14 protein-coding genes are annotated in these 20575 nt (G+C 51.6%); 5 read left to right on the top strand and 9 right to left on the bottom strand.

The window, feature by feature from the left end; translation table 11 throughout:
* Positions 1-20: 20 nt before the first annotated feature.
* The 3 genes from B5D63_RS05255 to B5D63_RS05265 form a co-directional block, all read right to left on the bottom strand.
* Complete coding sequence (locus B5D63_RS05255; RefSeq protein WP_078667678.1) at positions 21-1469, bottom strand: amino acid permease; 1449 nt, start codon at positions 1467-1469, stop codon at positions 21-23.
* A gap of 123 nt (positions 1470-1592) precedes the next feature.
* Positions 1593-2642 carry a cellulase family glycosylhydrolase gene (locus B5D63_RS05260; protein WP_143312768.1) on the bottom strand — a complete coding sequence of 350 codons (1050 nt, stop codon included), beginning with the start codon at positions 2640-2642 and terminating at the stop codon, positions 1593-1595.
* Positions 2643-2710: 68 nt separating this feature from the next.
* The gene (locus B5D63_RS05265; RefSeq protein WP_078667679.1) at positions 2711-4177 is read right to left on the bottom strand and encodes a hypothetical protein; all 1467 of its coding nucleotides are present in this window, start codon (positions 4175-4177) and stop codon (positions 2711-2713) included.
* A gap of 170 nt (positions 4178-4347) precedes the next feature.
* Here B5D63_RS05265 and B5D63_RS05270 point away from each other — a divergent pair, with 170 nt between their 5' ends.
* The gene (locus tag B5D63_RS05270) at positions 4348-5103 is read left to right on the top strand and encodes an SDR family oxidoreductase (RefSeq protein WP_235021463.1); all 756 of its coding nucleotides are present in this window, start codon (positions 4348-4350) and stop codon (positions 5101-5103) included.
* A gap of 245 nt (positions 5104-5348) precedes the next feature.
* Positions 5349-6530, top strand: coding sequence for a glycoside hydrolase family 130 protein (locus B5D63_RS05275; RefSeq protein WP_078667680.1), 1182 nt, complete (start codon positions 5349-5351; stop codon positions 6528-6530).
* A 59-nt stretch (positions 6531-6589) separates the two neighbouring features.
* Here the strand turns inward: B5D63_RS05275 and B5D63_RS05280 are convergent, their stop codons facing one another.
* Genes B5D63_RS05280 through B5D63_RS05295 form a run of 4 tightly spaced genes read right to left on the bottom strand, consistent with a single transcriptional unit; the run spans position 6590 to position 12472 of the window.
* Positions 6590-9466 (bottom strand): tetratricopeptide repeat protein, encoded by a 2877-nt coding sequence (locus B5D63_RS05280; RefSeq protein ID WP_078667681.1) that lies wholly within the window; start codon positions 9464-9466, stop codon positions 6590-6592.
* 4 nt (positions 9467-9470) lie between these two features.
* Positions 9471-10919, bottom strand: a complete 1449-nt coding sequence (locus B5D63_RS05285) for a glycosyltransferase family 2 protein (protein WP_078667682.1) — start codon at positions 10917-10919, stop codon at positions 9471-9473.
* A 2-nt stretch (positions 10920-10921) separates the two neighbouring features.
* The gene (locus B5D63_RS05290) at positions 10922-12070 is read right to left on the bottom strand and encodes a HEAT repeat domain-containing protein (RefSeq protein WP_078667683.1); all 1149 of its coding nucleotides are present in this window, start codon (positions 12068-12070) and stop codon (positions 10922-10924) included.
* Positions 12071-12091: 21 nt separating this feature from the next.
* The gene (locus tag B5D63_RS05295) at positions 12092-12472 is read right to left on the bottom strand and encodes a response regulator transcription factor (protein ID WP_078667684.1); all 381 of its coding nucleotides are present in this window, start codon (positions 12470-12472) and stop codon (positions 12092-12094) included.
* A gap of 534 nt (positions 12473-13006) precedes the next feature.
* Here B5D63_RS05295 and B5D63_RS05305 point away from each other — a divergent pair.
* Complete coding sequence (locus tag B5D63_RS05305) at positions 13007-13333, top strand: ArsR/SmtB family transcription factor (protein ID WP_078667686.1); 327 nt, start codon at positions 13007-13009, stop codon at positions 13331-13333.
* A gap of 10 nt (positions 13334-13343) precedes the next feature.
* Positions 13344-13808 (top strand): SRPBCC family protein, encoded by a 465-nt coding sequence (locus B5D63_RS05310; RefSeq protein ID WP_078667687.1) that lies wholly within the window; start codon positions 13344-13346, stop codon positions 13806-13808.
* 83 nt (positions 13809-13891) lie between these two features.
* On the opposite strand, the gene B5D63_RS05315 is transcribed toward B5D63_RS05310, so the two are convergent.
* Both B5D63_RS05315 and B5D63_RS05320 read right to left on the bottom strand, forming a co-directional pair.
* On the bottom strand, positions 13892-15994 hold the full coding sequence (locus B5D63_RS05315) for a right-handed parallel beta-helix repeat-containing protein (protein ID WP_078667688.1): 2103 nt from the start codon (positions 15992-15994) through the stop codon (positions 13892-13894).
* Between the two features lie 145 nt (positions 15995-16139).
* Positions 16140-17153 (bottom strand): LacI family DNA-binding transcriptional regulator, encoded by a 1014-nt coding sequence (locus B5D63_RS05320; protein WP_078667689.1) that lies wholly within the window; start codon positions 17151-17153, stop codon positions 16140-16142.
* 262 nt (positions 17154-17415) lie between these two features.
* Here B5D63_RS05320 and B5D63_RS05325 point away from each other — a divergent pair, with 262 nt between their 5' ends.
* Entirely contained in the window at positions 17416-20568 is a 3153-nt protein-coding gene (locus B5D63_RS05325) for a SusC/RagA family TonB-linked outer membrane protein (RefSeq protein WP_078667690.1), read from the top strand.
* The last annotated feature ends 7 nt before the right edge of the window (positions 20569-20575 follow it).

The raw sequence follows: 20575 nt of genomic DNA on the forward strand, positions 1-20575 counted from the left end.
ATTTTTATACCCTGCGCAGGTCAGGAGGCCTGCGCTGTTTTACTTCTTTTTATAAGTGCATAACAGATGTACAGGAAGACCAGCCATGCCGGAATCATTTCCACCGGCAGCTTCATTCCGGTGATCCACATCAGTACAAGGATACCTACCAGGAACACCAGGCAGATATAGTTGGACAGCGGGTAGATAAAGGAGGGGAATTTGGTGGATACCTGTTCCAGTTTTTTATGTTGTCTGAATTTGAGGTGTACCACGCTGATCATGATCCAGTTGATGATCAGGGCGGATACTACCAGCGACATGAGCACCTCTAACGCCTGTTCCGGTATCAGCTTATTCACCACAATACAGATAGCGGCAAACAACGCAGATACCAGTGTCGCTTTTACGGGCACATGATTTTTGTTGAGGTGCGATAGGAAAGCCGGTGCATTGCCTTGCTGTGCAAGGCCGTACAGCATACGGCTGTTGCTGTATACGCAGCTGTTATATACCGACAGTGCGGCCGTGAGTACAATGAGGTTCAGCGCATTGGCGATCAGGCTGGTGAAGTAGATGGTTTTACCGAAGAGGGTAAACTCAAATCCCTTCAGGCTTTCAAACACCATTACGAACGGGCTGCTGTCTGTTGTAATGTTTTTCCAGGGTGACAGGGAGAAGAGGATAATGAGCGCGCCCACATAGAAGATCAGGATACGGTAGATTACCTGATTGGTAGCCCTGGGGATGGTTTTCTCCGGTTTATCGGCTTCCGCGGCAGTAATGCCGATCAGCTCCAGTCCACCGAACGAGAACATGATCATGGCAATGGCTGCGAAGAGGCCCTGGTATTTGCCGTCGGCGCCTTTGTCCAGCAGGCCTTTCGGGAAAAAGCCGCCGTCGTTCCAGAGGTTTTCCACGCTGGCCTGCGCGCCGCCATGGCCGCTGATCAGCAGGTATATACCGAAAATAATCATGGAGATGATGGCGATCACTTTTACGATGGAGAACCAGAATTCGGCTTCGCCGTATACTTTTACAGAGCTGAGGTTGAGCGCATTAATGGCGACAAAAAAGAACAGGCTGGAAGCCCACAGGGGTACTTCCGGCCACCAGAAATGTACATACACACCGATGGCGGTCAGCTCAGACATGCTTACCAGGATATACAATATCCAGTAGTTCCAGCCGGAGGCGAAGCCCGCGAAGGTGCCCCAGTACTTATAGGCAAAGTGGCTGAAGCTGCCGGATACCGGTTCTTCTACCACCATTTCGCCCAGCTGGCGCATGATAAAGAAGGCGATCACGCCTGCCATAGCATATCCGAGGATAACAGAAGGGCCGGCCAGTACGGCGGCGGGGCCTATGCCCAGAAACAGGCCGGTGCCAATGGCGCCACCCAGCGCAATCAGTTGAATGTGTCTGTTTTGCAGGCCTCTTTTAAGCTTCTGCGGATTTGGTTGTTCCTTTGTTTTTGTCAGTTCTTCCAAGGTAAAAACGGTGGGTAAGGTTGCAAGATGCGTTAATTTCCGGAAAACTGTAAACTAATAATATTTCACTTATTAGAAAAGTAAATTATATCAGGACAGCAGGAAGGCTTCATCCCACTGCCGTTACTGCGCAGCTATTTCCCGTATGAATGCTGTTTCTGTTGCATCGAACGGCGTACCGTCTGCCCGGAAAATATCATGATACCAGATGGCAGGTTCCGGCTCTCCTCCTTTATTTCCCTGTGGATAGTTGGTTTGTGTTTTACCGGCTACCAATCCCCAGTTGATAGCCCCGACACCGGCTTTTTTCATCATCGGGAGATGTGTGGTAAAAGTGCTGTTGTTGGGGCGTTTCATGTATTCCGTACAAATCACCGGCCGGTTGTACCGGCGAAGCGTGTCAATGGCTTCCTGCATGGAAGCGCTGTCGCGGTAGTTGTGAAAGGTGATGATATCCGACTGCTCCAGCTGGTATTGGTTAAAGTCGGTGAACTCCTTGTTCCAGATGCCAATGGTAACCGGCTGCTCCGGAGCTTCCGCCCTTGTCCAGGCAACTACATTCTTCAGTAGCGGCCAGCTTTTGGCGCCGTGTTTAAAATGTCCCGGTTCGTTGTATAGATCCCAGATAGCTACCCGCTGGTCTTGCTTAAAGGTGCGGATAATATCCTGCACGTATACACGCAGTGTATCCATGAGCGTGGTGTCCCGGTCTATCAGTCCGCCGGGATCTTTGAGCCAGCCGCTGTTATGCACACCGGGAACGGGCGCCGGCTGCGGGCCGGGCTGGTAGCTGTCGCGCCAGCAGTCATCAAAGAAAACGAACATGGTCCGGATATGATGGCGCGAGGCGATACCGAGGTATTGTCCCACGCGTTGTTTGAACCCTTCGCGGTCCTGCTGCCACGCTACATGATGCAGGTATACCCGCATGATATTAAAACCGGTGGCGGCGGCATAACCGAGCTCGCGGTCGATGGCGGCGGTGTCGAAGGTAGCGGCCTGCCACATTTCCAGCTGGTTGACAGCGGTAGAAGGAATGAAATTGGCGCCCAGCAACCAGCCCTGTTGCTGATACCAGGCAGCGGCTTTTGCTGCCGGCCAGGGCGACTGGCCATAGGCAGATAAACGGCAACACAAAACAAACAACAACAGGATACGGGCAGGGTATTTCATGACGATAGCAGGTTGATAATGCCGTCAAATATCCAATATCCTTTTCATTCAACAATGTTAATTCATCTTTACTGTAGCTCGGGTTTAAGTTTGTCGATCAGCACTGCGATGAACAGGAAACAGACGATCATCGGGAAGACCTGATAACGGAATACGATCGGGGATGCCAGGATGCCAAAGCCGGCATTGACCAGCAATGTGACGAATACCAGCAGCTGGCTGTTACGATAAGGCCGGTCGGCCGTTTTACGCGCCGCAGAGACAAACCATTTGAAGATCAGTCCCAGTAACAACAGGTTCATCAACCCGAATATAAAAGGAAAGAAAAACAACAAAGCACGCTGTGCGCTGACAGAAGCTACGGAGCTTACTTGTTTGGACCGGTAATGAAACCAGTGTACCGCAACTGAAGATACCTCATAGCTGCCAAGGTTGTACTCCGACAGTTTTTCCAGGGGCGGCACAAAATAATTCAGTGTATTGGGCAGCAAAAAATAGCGGCCGAAATAGAACGGATGTTGCCGGACCATATAACTGCCGTATTTCGCATATACCGGCGATACCATGCCCCATGACTGTATGCCGCCCGTGGTGTCGTCTTTAGGGCCGTAAGTGATCTCCATATATTTTTTGAGCGGTGCATTCGGGTGTTTCAGGTATACGGCCCCGTCAATAGGAGAGGGTATTCCGCCTCCCCTGGGAACGATGTCGCGGAAGAAATGCACCACCTCCCGGTGAAAAGCCTCGCAACCAGCAGGCGGATCAGGATATTCCTTCAGGAAGGGGAACATGTATAGCGCGTTGTTGGTCACCTGCCAGCCGCCGAAAACGGAGAACTGCGCAGTGCCGGTGACTTTCCGCGCCGCCTGCTCCGTGAATCTGATAAACCCTGCTATCAATAGCAACGGCGCCACGATGCCAAGTAGCTTGAACGGTATTTTCTGCGAACAGCGGAGCAGCACGAGTGCGGTGATCAGCGGGTAATACATCGCATTGTACCGCACCGTAAAAGCAATGGAGATCAGTATCGTGTGGGCCAGCAACAAGGACCAGGAAGGCCTGTAAAGTAACCACAGCAACTGGGCAAACCAGCAAAGGCTCAAAGCGAGGAACAGCCCGTCGCTGGAAATATAGTTACAGAGATAAAGGATCAGGGGATTCAACAGCAACACATAAAACATCACTTTCCTGGTTTGTTCACCGGGTTGCAGCCAATAGCTTACTGTGAAAAACAAATAGAGCGCCGCACTTTGCGCCAGCACATACTGCAAGGCCACCAGCGCAGTATCTGAATGACTGATGACGTGGAAGGCCCGCAGGAACAGCGTATAGCCGATCGGCCACAGGCTTACCTCCTGTTTCATGATAGCGGCATAGATGTAACTGTAAGAGTCTGAAAAAAAATCGCCGTACGGATAAAGCAGCTTAAAAATCACCAGTTGAACCACGATGGCAAGTGCTGCGATCTTCAGGTACCGGCGATTGAATGGGTTTTTCAGTACATACTGCCGGAATGTTTGCGGGAAATAGGGCATAGCACATCTTTATTTACTACTAATATTAACAACTGCCACTGCTTTGCTACCGGCACCCGGGCCGCCGGCGCGTTAAGAAATTATTATCTTTTTACTGCTGAAATACAGCAATAATCGGGTTTTCGGGCTACGCGAACACCGGCATCTTTGCGGTATAATTTATTGATATTATGATGCAGCAATTTAAAGGAAAGGTGGTCTTCATAACAGGAGGCACCAACGGAATGGGCTTTGCCACCGCACAAGCATTTACAGAAGCCGGCGCCCGGGTGATTATTACCGGCAGAAGTGAGCAGACCGTAAATAAGGCGGTGGCCGCACTGGGGCCGTCCGCCACGGGTATCGTGTCCGATGCGGGAAAGATGACGGACATACTGGCGTTGCCGGCTCAACTGCGGCAATACACCGACAGGATAGATGTGTTGTTCGCCAACGCAGGATATGGAAAGTTTGCTTCTATTGAACAGGTGAACGAAGCGCATTTCGACGAGCTGTTCAATATACTGGTGAAAGGTACTTTCTTTACGGTGCAGCAACTGTTGCCGTTGTTGGCATCCGGCAGTTCCATTATCCTGAACACTTCTTTTGTAACGGCTTTCGGAATACCCTATTTTTCCGTGTATACCGCTGCCAAGGCGGCGGTGCAGTCTTTCATCAAAACCTTTTCGATGGAGTGTACCGCCAAAGGTATACGGGTCAATGGCATCAGCCCGGGGTATATACGGACCAACATCTTCAATAACACCGGTCTGACGGCAGAGGAGATAGCAGGTACCATCGACAGTGTGATACCCACGCTGCCGTATAAACGTTTTGGCGAACCGTGGGAAATCGCGAAAACAGTATTGTTCCTGGCTTCGCCGGATGCGGGGTACATACATGGTGCGGAGATATTGGTCGATGGCGGATTGTCGAACGTGAAATAGAGGCTAAAAAAATATTAGCCAATTTATTGGGTATGACGGGGAAGTGGTATTTGAAAGTCAAACAACAGATAAAAAAGTACTACAAATGCGTAATGATTAGAATTAGTTTTGATACAAATTCTTCGTTATGATATTCACCTCCAATAAGCTTGTCAAGGGGCTGTTATGGCCCCTGTACAGCTTATCCATGTCCAATCCGCATAGCATTGCGACCGGCAGCGCCGGCAAGAAAAAGCCCGGAACGTATGATGTCTTTTAGCGTGCGTTTAACAGCACTGGAACAGGCGCAGCAGCTGCTGATAAGCAGGAATAATGAAAGGCAAATGCCGGGCAACGGCATTTTTGACCGTTACCGTTACCCGGTATTAACGGCGGCGCACGCACCGCTGGAATGGCGCTACGATCTCCATCCGGCTTCCAATCCTTATCTGATGGAGCGCTACGGCGTCAATGGGGTGTTTAACGCCGGCGCCATCAGATGGAACAACAAATATGTACTAATGGCCCGTGTGGAAAGTGTGGACCGTAAGTCTTTTTTCGCCCTGGCTGAAAGTGACAATGGCATTGATGGTTTCCGCTTTCGGGAGTATCCCGTTATGATCCCCGAAACGGAAGATCCGGACACCAATGTGTACGATATGCGGCTGGTGCAGCACGAAGATGGCTATGTTTACGGCTTGTTCTGTACGGAAAGAAAAGACCCCGCCGCCGCCACATACGATCAGTCGGCGGCTATCGCTGCCTGCGGTATTGTCCGGTCGGAAGACCTGGAGCGCTGGGAGCGCCTGCCCGACCTGGAAACGCCATCGCCGCAGCAACGCAATGTAGTGCTGCATCCGGAGTTTGTTCAGGGAAAGTATGCCTTTTATACCCGTCCGCAGGATGGTTTTATCAGCGCGGGTACCGGTGGCGGCATCGGCTTCGGCTTATGCGACGATATTACCTGCGCGGTGATCGCGGCAGAAAAAATCATGGACCCTAAAATATATCATACGGTATATGAACTGAAAAACGGGTTGGGGCCTGCGCCCCTGAAGACGCCGCAAGGCTGGCTGCACCTGGCGCATGGCGTGCGGAATACCGCGGCGGGATTGCGTTACGTGCTATACCTGTTTATGACTGACCTGGAGGACCTCACCCGCGTGATACATAAACCGGCAGGTTATTTTATGGCGCCGGAAGGAGAGGAACGGGTGGGGGATGTGTCCAATGTGTTGTTCTGTAACGGGTGGATTGCAGCGGAAGATGGGAAAGTGTTTATCTACTATGCGTCATCAGATACACGCATGCATGTGGCTACCAGCACCATCGGTCAGCTGGTGGATTATGTTGTCAATACACCGGCGGATGGTCTTCGTTCAGCCGCGACGGTAAGTACTGTCTGCAGCATTATCGACCGGAATAAAAAGCGGCAGGAATATAAGTAAATGTGTTAGCCTGATACGGCAAGGAGGGCACGAAGGCCCTCCTTTTCTTTTGGGTGTCTTTATTTGAAATTCCAGAGGAACAACAAATAGGTATCAAATTGATGAAGATATGATTGCTGTGGTATTTGCTGCCTTGTCCAGGTGCCGTAGGCGCCGATGGTGGCCCTGCCGCGGATATTTTTCTGGAAGCCTCCGGTGAGCGAGGTAGAGGTGAAGCCTGCCACTTTGCCAAACTGGAAGTTACGGCTACGGTCGTCGGGAGAGGCGCCGATGTTGCCTATCAGGGCGATAAAATCCTGCCGGTCATTCAGGTAAAAGCGGTTGGTCAGCGTGTAGGCCTGGTACCATTGATGTTCGTCGTTGGTGAAGAAGCCGCGCAGGTTGACCCAGTAATTGCCGAAATATTTCCCTACGGAAGCCACGGCGGAATAAGTATTGATAGTGTCGCTTTTTACGTAACGGCCACCCAGCTCGCCTTCCCATCCTTTATTGAAATTCCGGAAGAGGGAGTAGCCGGCGCGGATGGCGGGGAACACATCGGAGTTGGACCATCCGAACAATCCGTAGGAATAATACCGGGGATTGTGGGTGTAGTAACTCTCAGCTTCCAGCTGTATGCCGTTGCCTGCTTCCCTGCTGCCATAATTGAGCCTTCCTGTGACAGTGCCCCGCTGGAAGCGGTGCAGGTATTGCAGTGACGTGATGCTGGCGGGTGCCAGGTCGCGGCTGTATATGGATTGCAGGTGTATGATGCCGACCTGGTTCTTGTACGTATATCCGTTGAGGTGGTCGGCGTACTGCTGCCATTTCTTTTCGCCGGGCTGTAATTTGCGGAGCTGTCCGGCTACCATGGCGGCATCGGCGTAGCGGTGCAGTTGCTCCAGCGCATTGGCTTTCTGTGACAGCAGCGCCGGTTGGTTGGCGTTCAGCGCCAGGCCTTTGTCGGCATATACCAGTACGGAATCGTACTGTTTACGGGCGGTAGCCGTAGCGGCAAGATTATACAGTACGGCGGTATCTGCGGGCGCCAGTGCGTAAGCCGCCTGATACAATGTTGCGGCGCTGTCCCATTGTTGGGCTTCGCGCAATTGTTTGCCGTGCGCCAGCAGCTGGTCGAGGTACATCTGACGCAGGGCGGTATCAGCAGGGTAGCGGCGATGCAGGTCAGCCGCGATCGTGCTGGCTTCCGTATATCTGCCCGCCTGTTGCAGCAGGGCCGATTTCTTTTGCAGCAGCAGTGAGTCGTTGTTCAGCTGGCCCAGCGCGCGATTGGTGTATTCCAGCGCCTGTGCGGGTTGCTGCTGTTCATTTTTCCCGTTGATCAGGTATACCCACGCGTCTTTGTTGGCCGGTGTGTATTGCAGCACTTTCAGCAGCAGGGGTTCGGCGGCGCCATATTGTTTTTGTGCGATATGGCTTCTGGCAGCGAGCATTGCCTGATCGGTATATGCCTGCCGGTACCGTGTTTCGGTGGGGTAACGCGTCATGAGCGCTTCGCTGATGGCTGCGGCTTCGGCGTAGCGTTGGCTGGCTTCCAGCAGACCGGACTTCTTAAACAGCAGCGCCGTATCGGTGGGTTGTTTGGCCAGTACCTGGTCCAGCAGGGATAACGCCTCCTGCGGATGACCCAGTGCTGTTTGCACATTGGATAAGCGCAGTAACAGCTCTTTGCGGCCCGGAACCTGTTTCAGCGCTGTTTGCAGGACAATGGCAGCTTCACCCGGCTGCTGTTGTTGTACCAGCCTGTTGGCGTGTAACAGTTGCAGGTCGGTATAGATTTGCTCGTGCGTAGCACCGGGATGAAGCTGCAACAGCTTGCCGGCCGTGGCGGCGGCAGCGCTGTAGTCCTGTGTTTTTTCCTGTATGCCGATTTGTTTTCTTAAGATATCCACATCACCGGGAAATACCTGTAATGCTTTGCTGCACCATTCATTGGCGGCGGTATAATTGCCCCGCTGGTTGGCCTGATTGATCAGTTGCTGATACACCGCTTTGTTGCCGGGTTGAAGGGCCAGCAGTTGTTCGGTGTATTCGGCCGGCGCGTCCGGCTGGCGGGACAGTGTGGTGTACACATCTGCCAGGTGCTGTTTGTACAGCGCCTGACCGGGATATTGTTTGTGTAACCATTTGGCATCCTCCAGGGCGGCGGCATAGTTGCCGTTGGCCAGTTGTATGGAAGAGCGTTTTAACCGCCATGCCGCGCTGTCCGGATGAAGGGCCAGCAATTGATTGTAATAGGAGAGCGCTTCCCTGGAACGGCCTTGTCCTTCCAGGGTGGAAGCCATCCCCTGTAAGGCTTCCACATTATTTTTGTCTTTTAACAGCACCTGTTCGTACATTTTTTCGGAGCCGTTCAGATCTCCGGTTTTACGTCCGCGACGGGCCGCCTGCATCTGGTAGTCTTCCAGCAGGGAGGCTACCCTGGGGTCTGACATATAATGATTACGCAGCAGTCCCATGACTTTTGCCTGGGTTATCACATCGCCGCGTTCTTCAGCCAGCCCGTATTTTTTAAGCAGCAGGTCTTTGTCGAGCGGTGTTTTCTCCAGCAGCACATCTACATAACAGCTGGCTTCGGCGGTATTGCCCTGACTGTAGTAGAGGTTTACCAGTGAATGCAGGGCGTCGCTGTTGGCCGGCTCTTTCCGGAGCACGACGTTCCATTCGAAGGCCGCCGCCACCGGCTGACCGGTTTCCTGGTACAGTTTCCCCAGTAATATGCGGATGTCCGTATAATCCGGGCTTTGAGACAATGCTTTTTTACAGAACCTGATCGCTTTCGGGTAGTCCTTTTCTTCGTTGCGGGCTTTTAAGGCCATTTTATACAACACATCGGAAGAAACAAGACCGCTGCGCTGTGCGCTCAGTCCTGAGTATATCAGTAATAAGGAGAGGATGAATACAACACAACGCTTTTCCACACTTCGCTGTAACATGATCTTAGGTAGTTTTTTGAAGGTTTGAAGATTGATTGAACCCCTGCCGCTGCATATTTCCCCAGGTATGTTTTTTACCGGTCAGCTGATTGAAATATCCTCTGATAGCGGAGAAAAGCACGATCGGATGATAGATGAAGGGCTCCGCCAGTGAAAGGATACAGAGCTGCCATACTTCTTTCCAGCTTTGGTAGTAGCGGAAGATCAGCTGGTCCCACAGCATGGAGAGCGAGGTGATCAGGATAGAAAAAGTATAGATGAACACCAGGAGGATGATCGCATAATCCCAGTTGATCAGGTGGTTAACGATAATATAGATGTAATAGATGATGCCGGCAAACTCGATCAGCGGCGCCAGCAGCTCAAAGAAGAAGTTATAGGGGAAGATGATCAACCCTAATTTTTTGTATTTGGGGTTGAACAATACCTTTCTGTGTTTGCTGAATATCTGGGCGAGACCTCTGGCCCAGCGCACGCGTTGGCGGAAGAACACTTTGTAGGTGGCGGGTACTTCCGTCCAGCAAAGTGTTTCAGGGATGTAGTGGATGCGGTAGGGCAGGTCGTTTTCGCACATGTACCGGCACATGCGCACCACCATGTCCATGTCTTCGCCAAAAGAGCCGGGGTCGTAGCCGCCGGATTTGATCACGATGTCTTTGTCGAACAGGCCGAGGCCCCCGGACACGTTGGGGACGGCGTTGATGAAGGTCCAGCCCATTTTACCGAGCAGGTAGGAGCGGATGTATTCCATTTCCTGGAAGCGGGGCAGCAGTGCTTTGGGCACGCGCACGCGGGTGATGACACCGGCTTCCACATCGCAGGAGTTGGCCGCCCGCAGCGGGGCGCCGGTAGCGATCACTCTTTGCGGATCGTCCATGAAAGGTTTAATGAGCTTCAGCAGGGTATCGCTGGCGAGGATACAATCCACATCGGTATTCAGGAAGTAGTCGAAGGAAGAAGCGTTGATGCCGGCGTTTACCGCATCGGCCTTGCTTTTACCGTTGACTTTATCCAGCACCAGCAGTTTGGAATAGGCCGGGTTGGAAGATTTAAAAAAACGTTTTACTTCCTGGCAGGGGATCTGCTGGCGGTAGGCGAAGTTGACTTCCACCAGCTCAAATTCGTCGACCAGTTTTTGCAGGGTATCGTCTTTACTGCCGTCGTTTACGATCACCACTTCAAAGCGGGGATAGTTGAGTGCCAGCAAAGACCGTACGTTGGCGATGATGGTCACGCCTTCATTAAAGGCGGGCGCTATCACGGAAATGCCGGGTGTCAGGGGAGAGGCCACCAGCATTTGCTGGCCTCTTATTTTATTTTTCCACAGGCTGCGGCGGATGGCGACGAGCGACAATACTGCCAGCAGAATGTAAAACAGAAATAGTCCGGCGCAATAAACGAATATGGCGCTTTCGTAAAAATCAGTAATGTATTTAAGTATTGCAGAATACATGATTAATATTTAATCAGGGGGTTCAGACTGTGTTGCAGCAGTTGTTTCCGGGTCCCGGTGAGCGATTCCTGTAACCGGGCCACCAGGCTGCTGGCAAGTGCTTTATGGGCCACAATGGAATGTGCGGCGTGTTTCATGAGCAGGAAATCATTCGTATGTTCCAGTTCCTGCTGCAGGAAACCGATGAAATTGCCCGAGCCGATACGGCCCAGTGCTTTCAGTATTTCCAGTTTGCAGTTGTCCGGTTGTTGCGGATACATATCCACCAGGATGGGTTCTGCCTCCAGTGCCATCAGTTTGCCGAGGTTGTTGATGGTAACGGCCCGCAGTTGTTCATCATCTGTTTTCAGCAGGTTGATCATGGCAGGAATAGCTTCCGGTTGCTGGAAGTAAGCCGCCAGTTTCAGACAGAGCACAATGACCGTCGGATGGTACCGGAAATCGATCCACTGGGCGAAAGAGGGCATGGGGATGTCTTTCCGAAGGGAAATGATCCGGAACAGTTCAAACTGTTCCCATGCCAGCAGTGGCTCCTGTACGTGACTGAAAAATGCAAAAGGAGCGTCGGGGGAGCATTGCACCCAGTAACAACGTGCCATTTCCCGGATATACTGATCACGGCTTTGCGTGAGGGACAGTACATATGCATTGTCCAGCAGTACGCCCATGCCGGATAATTCTACAAGGGCGTTGATTACTTTTTTGCGGCGACCGGACCGGAGGGCGGCAGCGGCATCGCGGTGCAGCCCCAGTTCGAGGTACAGCTGGCGGAGCAGCAGCGGAATATCACCAGTGAAATTGTTGCGGTATTCCAGCAACTGGCTTTTAAAAACATCCGCCGCCCATTTTTGCTGCAGCGGCAGTGTTTCAAATACTTCCAGCGGAAGGGTTGCCGCTGTGTCCTGATCACCCAGTGATTTGTAGATGATATGTTCCAGCAGCAGCTCATTTACTTTTTCGCGCAGGGGCCTTTCTTTTTTCGCCCGTCTTTCTTTCTGCCAGCGGAAAAAGATCATGTATATGTATGCCACGGCGGTACCGGCTACGGCCAGCACGCTCACGATGATAGCAATCTGTATCACCAGCGGAAAGTAGGCAAAATAGTATACCAGGTCTTCCAGCCATTGGCGGAACGACGTCATAAAATTCATTATCGGTAATTAGTTATGGAATCAAATGGTGTTCTTTACTTTTTGCTGGATCAGGCGTTTTACTCTTGAAGCCAGTTCTGAAGGGTTAAATGGTTTCTTCAGATAATCATCCACGCCGATATCAAAACCTTCCGTGATGGTCTTTTCATGTGTAACGGCAGACAAAACGAGAATGGGGACGTCCAGATGAAGTTCGTTGCGCATTTTGCTCACCAGTTCCATGCCATTGGCGTAGGGCAACATCAGATCAGTAATGACCAGATCAAATTTTGATTGCTGCAGATACTGCATAGCGTCCTGTCCGTTTTTGGCGATGCTGATGATATAGTCCTGTTTCCTTAAAATAATTTCTATCGCTTTACAAACAAATTCATCGTCTTCTACTAGGAGAATACTATACATAAGTAATGTTTTTTGACTGATTGAATAATGATACTACCCCCTTTAATTCATCGCATGACAAACTACACTCCTTCGTTGCATGGGCCGTCTACATGCAATCGTGTAGTGATTTTAATACATTAAATAAAGTCAGAAGTGCTTTTTCCTTCCACCTGAGGGATTAAGAGTGCTCATAGTTATAACAAAGCGGTTAACTCAATAAAAAAGATGGTAAATTTTAATCAGAGCTGGGTTCGAACTACTCTACTTTCGCAAAGTTATGCATAATCCATGCCAATCTGAATACATTAACAATCAGTTCACAATGGTAGCGGGTTTCATAGATATTAAAAATAAAACATATTATATTTTTAGATGTTTTATGTCGTTTTTCTGAAAGTGTTTTTTTACATGAAAACAATCTTCCGGTGGCATGGTTGATGCGGTATGTCTCAGGCTTTACAAGGTTGGTCAATATGGGTGACTTTACCAGGAAAAATAAATTTGCGTAACAAGGTTGTTACTTATATATTTGTAACAAGATTGTTACAAGTTATGGAGACAAGAAGGGATGTATTTCACGCCATCGCAGATCCGACCCGACGCGCCATTCTGCATATGCTCGCCGGTAAAAAAATGAACCTGAATGCCGTAGCCGAAGCGTTTGACATCAGTCGCCCGGCCATCTCCCGGCATATTAAAGTACTCACGGAATGCGACATGGTGATCATCAAACAGGAAGGAAGAGAACGCTATTGCATCGCTAACCCGGCGCCGCTCGGCGAAGTGGAAGCGTGGATGAAGACCTACAAAGCCTTCTGGGCCGACAGCCTGGACGCTTTGGATGAATTCCTGAAAAAACAACGTACCCGGAAAAAATAAGCTTAACCATATGAAAAAAATAACTGATCAACGCGTTTTCGTTCAGGTGGAAAAGGCTTTTGACGAGCCTGCTGAAACTATTTTCGATGCCTGGCTGGACACAGACATGTTAAGTCACTGGATGTTCGGGCCCGCAGTGCGCAACGAGGAAGTGCTGAACCTCACCAACGACCCGCGCCCCGGCGGCCGCTTCAGTTTCCAGGTAAGAAGAGATAATGAAATCCTCAATCACATCGGGGCTTACCTTGAGGTTGACCGTCCCTCGCGGCTTGTATTTACCTGGGGAGTAGACATAGAACCAGGCGATGAAAGCGTAGTCACCATCCGTATCACACCGTCCGCCACCGGCTGTGTATTACAACTGGAACATGACATGGACATCAAATGGTCAGAATATGCAGACCGCACGGAAGAAGGATGGACTTATATGATTGGGTTGCTGCATAACTATCTGCAACGGCAGAAACACCAATAAAAAAAACTCCATCTTCAGCTCTCTGGGGACCTGAAGATGGAGATACACCGTTCCGCGCATCGAACGGAGAAAAGTATTTCCGGTTATGGTATCACCACCACATTCGTGGAATTGGTTTGTTGTATCACAGCGGTCAGCGGCCGGGTTTCCCCTGTGAAATTATTCTGACGGATGGTGCAGCTGTCCGTTGTATTGAAATAGATGCCATAGTGGGCGCCGGGCTGAATAAACCCGCTGACATTACTGATGAAAGTATTGTTGCCCACTATACTGCCGGTGGCATTAAACAGCGTGACCCCGTGCTGCGCGAAATTCTCCACTTTATTATCATTGATGACAATACCGTTGTGCGGCCGCGTAGGCGCGATAACATCGGCATAACGGCTGCCCTGTAAGGCTATCTTCTTAAACTTCACCGTGATAGCGCCTTCATCAACCCCAAGATTGTCATAGGCACAATCACGGATGTGATTACGCGCGATGGTCACCTTGCTGCTATACAAGCCATTGAGCCACTGTGCGGCCTCGTTGTACAACGCAACCGCCGGAGAAGAGCAGTTGTAAAGCCGGTTGCTGTCCACCGCACCATTGGCGGAACGCAGGATCACGCCGCGGCCACGCACGGTGAACTGGTTGTTATACACATAAAACTGTTCGTTGCGGCGGGTACTGTTGTACAGTTGCGCGTTTTGCTGCTGGTCAGACAGGTTTACGTCTGTGATGGCGGCGTAGCTGGTGTCTGCAATAGCAGGTGTGAACTGTACGGTAAAGGTGCCCTGGCCGGTATTGGGTTGTACACTGGTGATGGTGAAATTTTGGGAGATGACATTGCCGGTTTTCGGAATATAGATATCGAAGTGGTCACCGGTTTTGAAGTTCATAAAGTCGCTTTTTACCGTCAGGCTGTTGGTGGCGTTTTTAGCGGTGATCACCATGCCTTTGTTGTAGAGCGCCACACCGTCGTCGCCATTGCCGGTGAAAGAGGCATTTTCCACCCAAGGGCCGAGGGTATTGCCGCGGCAATGCACGCCGTCTGCGTTGGCAGACACAAAGCGGGTACTGTCTTTTAGAGCGGAATGGCAATTGAGTACTTTCATATCACCACCGTCGAAAGCATAGTAGCACCCCATAGGGCTGGCGTAGTTGGTGATGTTGCTGAAGGTAAGGTCCGTACAGTTGGTGGTGCTGATAAACGAACCCATATTGGTGCGGCACAGGATGGTGAGGATATCGCCTGCGGCGAAATATTTACCGGAGGTAGAACCGGGATGCACGATGTTGTATTCCGCAGGATTGGTGCCGGCGATATAGGCAGCGTCGCCGGGTGACAGCCCGAAAGCATTGCCTACACCGGGTTTTACAGCGCCCGGATGCGCGGGGTCCAACAGGTAGGCCCACGACCAGTGTGTAGTAAACGACGGGTTGTTGGTGATGGCGGGGTAGTAGGGCGATGTTTGTCCCGCTACGCTGCGCAGCCTCGCGCGGATGTTAAGCGTGTTCGGATTACTGTTGTCTACCTGAATCACGTCCAGGAGCGAGTGAGGCAGCGGGTCCCAGTCCACCGTAAAACCTTTTACCGTGATGCGGTTGGAGTTGCGGAAGTTCAGAAAGCCGGTCTCCGGATGATTCATGACGGTTACGGCCGACTGGTTGCCATCGATGATCAGGTCGTTGACGCCGGTGTAGGTGAACATAAAGCTGCCGGCGGTACCCGGGTCGAGGGCGTAGTGGCCGTTGGCCGCAAACCGCACCACGGCCGGCGTGTGTTTGACGGCGGTGTCCAGGATGGCTTTCACCTGTGCATAGGTGCTGTTGTCCGGCACCGTGTATACGTTGGCGGGAGTAGCGATCGTGAAACTGAAACGGGGAGACCACACGCTGCTGTTGCCGGCGGTGTCAACGGTTTTTACCCGCCAGTACAATTTTCCCGCAGGCAGCGGGTCAAGCGGCACATAACGGGTAACGGGCAGGCCTGCACGTTGTGCGAGGATGCTGGTAAAAGCCGTATCGGCTGAAATCATGATCTGATAACTGGCTGCGCCGGGCACGGCGCTCCAGGTAAAGCCGGGATGTGTCATATAGCCGGTACCGTTATTCAGCGGTGCTGCAGGTACGGGGGCGGTTTGTGCATACAGGGACAGGGTGCCAACAAACAACAGGGCGAAAAACATACTGAACTTTTTCATACGTGAATTTTTTGGTGAGCAGTTGACAAGGTCATATCACCTCAAAGATTCTTTCCCAAAACCACACCCGCAAAAATTACACGACGTTTTTTGCTGTGGGAACATTCCCTTTTTGCGGGAATGTTCCCACAGCAAAAATCCGGGATCAACTGGACTCCCGGACGATCAGTTCGGTCTTAAGCACGCGGATAATGCTTTTCCAGTCGGTCACATCGCGGTTGATCTGATCGAGTAGCAGCTGCGCGGCTGTTCTGCCGATTTCTTTTACCGGTTGCGCTACCGTCGTGAGCGAAGGATGTATCAGTCCTGATGCGAAGTCGTTACTGAAACCCACTACAGCAATATCTTCCGGCACCCGGAGCCCTTTCTTTTTGATCACCTGGATAATTTCAATGGCGGTAGGGTCGTTGATGGCGAAGATAGCATCCGGCGGTTGTGGAAGGCTGAGCAGATGCGTCACGTAGATGTGCACCATGTCGGTGTTCAGGTCATAGGGGATGACCAGGTTTTCATCATAAGGCACGTTGTGTTTCTTCAGGGCCGCCTTGTAGCCGTTCAGCCTCTTTTCGCTGATACGTAGCGAGGTGGGGCCTGACAGGTGGGCGATCCGTTTTCTGCCTCTTTCCAGCAGGTGGCTCACCGCCTTGTAGGCGCCTTCAAAATCGTCCACGATAACTTTAGGCACGTCCATATCGTCGCATACCCGGTTGAAAAAAACGATGGGAATGCCTTTGCGCTGGAAGATCTTCAGGTGGTCGAAATTCCGGGTCTCTTTGCTCAGGGACACCAGGATGCCATCTACCTGGTTGGCCAGCATCACCTTCGTGTTGGCCACTTCCGTTTCATAGCTCTCGTTAGACTGGCAGATGACGGTGTTATATCCCGCCTTGCTGGCCACTTCCTGCGCGCCGATGGTCATGTTGGGAAAGTAGGAACTGGTAAATTCCGGAACGATGATACCGATGGTATTGGTTTTGCGCGTGATAAGGCTGATGGCCAGCATATTGCGCTGGTAGTCCATTTTTTCCGCCAGCTCCAGTACCGCCTGGCGGGTGTCCTCTTTTACGCTGGGATGGCCTGTCAGCGCCCGGGAGACGGTGGACTTGGAAAGGTTCAGCGCTTTTGCGATGTCAACGATGGTCACCTGATGTCGTTTCATAGCTCTCAGTTATATAACGCCAAAGAAACAAAATAACCTTGAAAATTGGGAACATTCCCATAAATTGGGAATGTTCCCAATAGAAATGCAGGCAATTTTTGTAGCATCTGTGCCCGTTAGTTTACATCTTTGGATAACAAATTCACACGTATGGAAAACAGTTGTCGACAACTTTAGCGTGGCAAGCTATACCTGAACATTTCCACGGCGCCACTTCCCGATCGGAGCAGAAAAACTAATCATTAAAAAAACAGCAAGGGGAATGCAAAAAAAGATTTTCACGTTAACGGGGTATTGGCTACTCCCGTTTTTTATCATCTCTGTATGGATGAACGCGACCGCACAACAACCAATCCCGGTGGTGACGGGTAAAATCACCGAAGCCTCCGGCACACCGCTGCCCGGTGTGACAGTCCGCATCAAAGGGGGTACCGTATCCGCTATTACCAACGACCAAGGGATTTACAACATTAAGGTGAACAGCGTGCCCGGCACCATTCTCCTGTATTCGTACGTGGGTTATGTGAGCCGTGAAGTAAAACTCACAGCCGGCAGAACGGTTTACAACATCACCCTGGAATCATCGGTGAAAGGATTGAATGACGTGGTGGTGATCGGCTATGGCACCGTCAAACGGAAAGACCTCACCGGCTCCGTCGGCGAAGTGAAAATGGCCGATATGGCCAAAGCGCCCGTGCCTTCCTTTGAGGAAGCCCTCGGTGGCCGCGTGGCCGGGGTGCAGGTATCGGCTAATGACGGGCAACCCGGTGCTGCGCTCAACATCGTTATCCGGGGCAATAACTCCGTCACCCAGGAAAACTCTCCGCTCTACGTTGTGGACGGTTTCCCGATGGAAAATCCCTCCAACAACATCTTCAACCCGGAAGAAATCGCCTCCATCGAAGTACTGAAAGACGCTTCGGCTACCGCTATTTACGGCGCCCGCGGCGCCAACGGGGTGATCCTCATCACCACCAAAAAAGGGAAAAGCGGCGGCCCGGTGATCGCCTACCAGACCTGGATGGGCTTCCAGCAAAACCTGAAGAAACAAAAAATGATGGACCCGTACGAGTTCGTGAAGTTCCAACTGGAACAAAACAGCACCCTCTACACCCCCATCTACCTGAAAAATGGTAAAACACTGGAAGACTACAGGAATGTAAAAGGTATCGACTGGCAGGACCAGGTGCTGCGCAATGCTTTCATGCAAAACCACAGCCTGTCTATGAGAGGCGGCAACGATAAAACGAAGTACGCCGTGTCCGGCTCCCTGCTGGACCAGGACGGTATCATTATCAACAGCGGATTTAAACGGTACCAGGGCCGCCTGGTGCTGGACCAGCAGGTGAGCAGCAAAATAAAAGCGGGCGTCAACCTCAACTACACCGCTACCAAAACATACGGCGCTTTCGCTTCCACCACCAATTCCGGCCCTACCTCCAGCCTCATGTACAGCGTATGGGGCTATCGCCCGGTAACCGGCGATTCCACCAACGGCGGCTCGCTGATCGATGAACCGTTTGATCCTGATGTGGACCCGCTGAGCGAATACCGCATGAATCCTATTATCTCCAACCGTAACGAATACAACCCCGCATTTAACAATACGCTCATCGGCAATGCCTATGTGGAATACAAACCCGCCCGGTATTTCACCCTGCGCGTTACCGGCGGTATCACGCGCCAGGCTGTACGAAAAGAGGTTTTTAATAATTCCAACACGCGCCTGGGCAATCCGAAGAGCAGCGCGCTGGGCGTGAACGGCTCCGTGAGCAATGCGGAACGTAATAGCTGGCTCAATGAAAATACCCTCACCTACGCCCGCGTATTCAACAAAGACCATAACCTGAACGTCATGGGCGGCCTGAGCATGCAGAAAACGCAGACCTACAGTTATGGTTTTACCGCTTCACAGGTACCCAATGAATCGCTGGGCATGAGCGGGCTGGACGAAGGGGTCATCACCACCGCGCCTACCGCCCGCTCGGCCAATACACTGATGTCTTTCCTGGGAAGGGTGAACTACGGTTACAAATCCCGCTACCTGCTCACACTCTCGTTCAGGGCAGACGGTTCTTCCAAATTCCCGGTCAATAACCGCTGGGCGTATTTCCCCTCCGGCGCACTGGCCTGGCGTATCATTGAAGAACCGTTCATGAAGGATGTCAGCTTCCTGTCCGACGCTAAGGTGCGTGTAGGCTATGGCACCACGGGCAACAACCGCGTACCTGATTTTGCCTACCTCACAGCGTTGCAGCTGTTCCCGTATTCCGGTTATCCTTTCGGTAATTCGCCGGCACAGGGCATTGTGCCCAATAACCTGGGCTACCCCGACCTGAAATGGGAAACGACCTCACAAACAGATATAGGCATTGACGTTGGTTTCCTCCAAAACAGGATCACGCTGTCTGCTGACTATTATAAGAAGAATACGCGCGACCTGCTGCTGAATGCCACGCTGGCACCTTCTTCCGGGTATCTCAGCGGTATCCGTAATATTGGTAAAGTGTCTAACGAAGGGGTGGAGATCACCATCAATACCAATAATATCCAACGGAAGAACTTTAGCTGGTCCACCAGTTTTAATATCTCCTTTAACCGCAACAAAGTACTGCAGCTCAACGAAGGCGAGGCCAGTTACGCTTCCCGCATCACCTGGGGCAACTTCAACAACGCCTATCCGTATATCGCTATTCCCGGTCATCCGATCTCCCTGTTCTACGGCTTCCTGTTTGATGGCATCTACCAGTACGGTGATTTCAACCAGCTGGGCGACGGTTCCTATGTGTTGAAAAACAATGTGCCGAACAACGGCAATCCTGCGAGCAGCATTCAGCCCGGCTACATCAAATTCAGAGACATCAACGGCGACGGTAAAGTGGACAACAACGACCTGACCATCATCGGTAACCCGAACCCGAAACATATCGGCGGGCTGTCCAACAATTTCACCTACCGCAATTTTGACCTGAACGTTTTCCTGCAATGGAGTTACGGCAACGACCTGCTGAACGCCAACCGCATTGAGTTTGAAAACGGTGATGTGACCCGCAACTTCCTGAACATGTTTGCCTCTTATGCCGACAGGTGGACGCCGGATAATCCCAGCAACAGTCTGTATAAAGTAGGCGGACAAGGCCCGCTGGTGTATTCTTCCCGCACGATAGAAGACGGTTCTTACCTGCGCCTGAAGACGGTCGCTCTCGGCTATACATTGCCGGCCAGGACGCTCAAAGCGGCGAAGATAAAATCGCTCCGCGTCTACGCTTCCGCGCAGAACCTGCTCACCTGGACCAACTATTCCGGCCTCGATCCGGAGGTGTCCGTGCGGCATTCCGCGCTCACGCCGGGATTTGACTGGTCGGCCTATCCCAAGGCGCGCACCATTACTTTCGGACTGGACGTAACCTTTTAATGACCTT

Origin of the sequence: Chitinophaga eiseniae (assembly GCF_900167135.1) — a bacterium.
Classification (GTDB): domain Bacteria; phylum Bacteroidota; class Bacteroidia; order Chitinophagales; family Chitinophagaceae; genus Chitinophaga; species Chitinophaga eiseniae.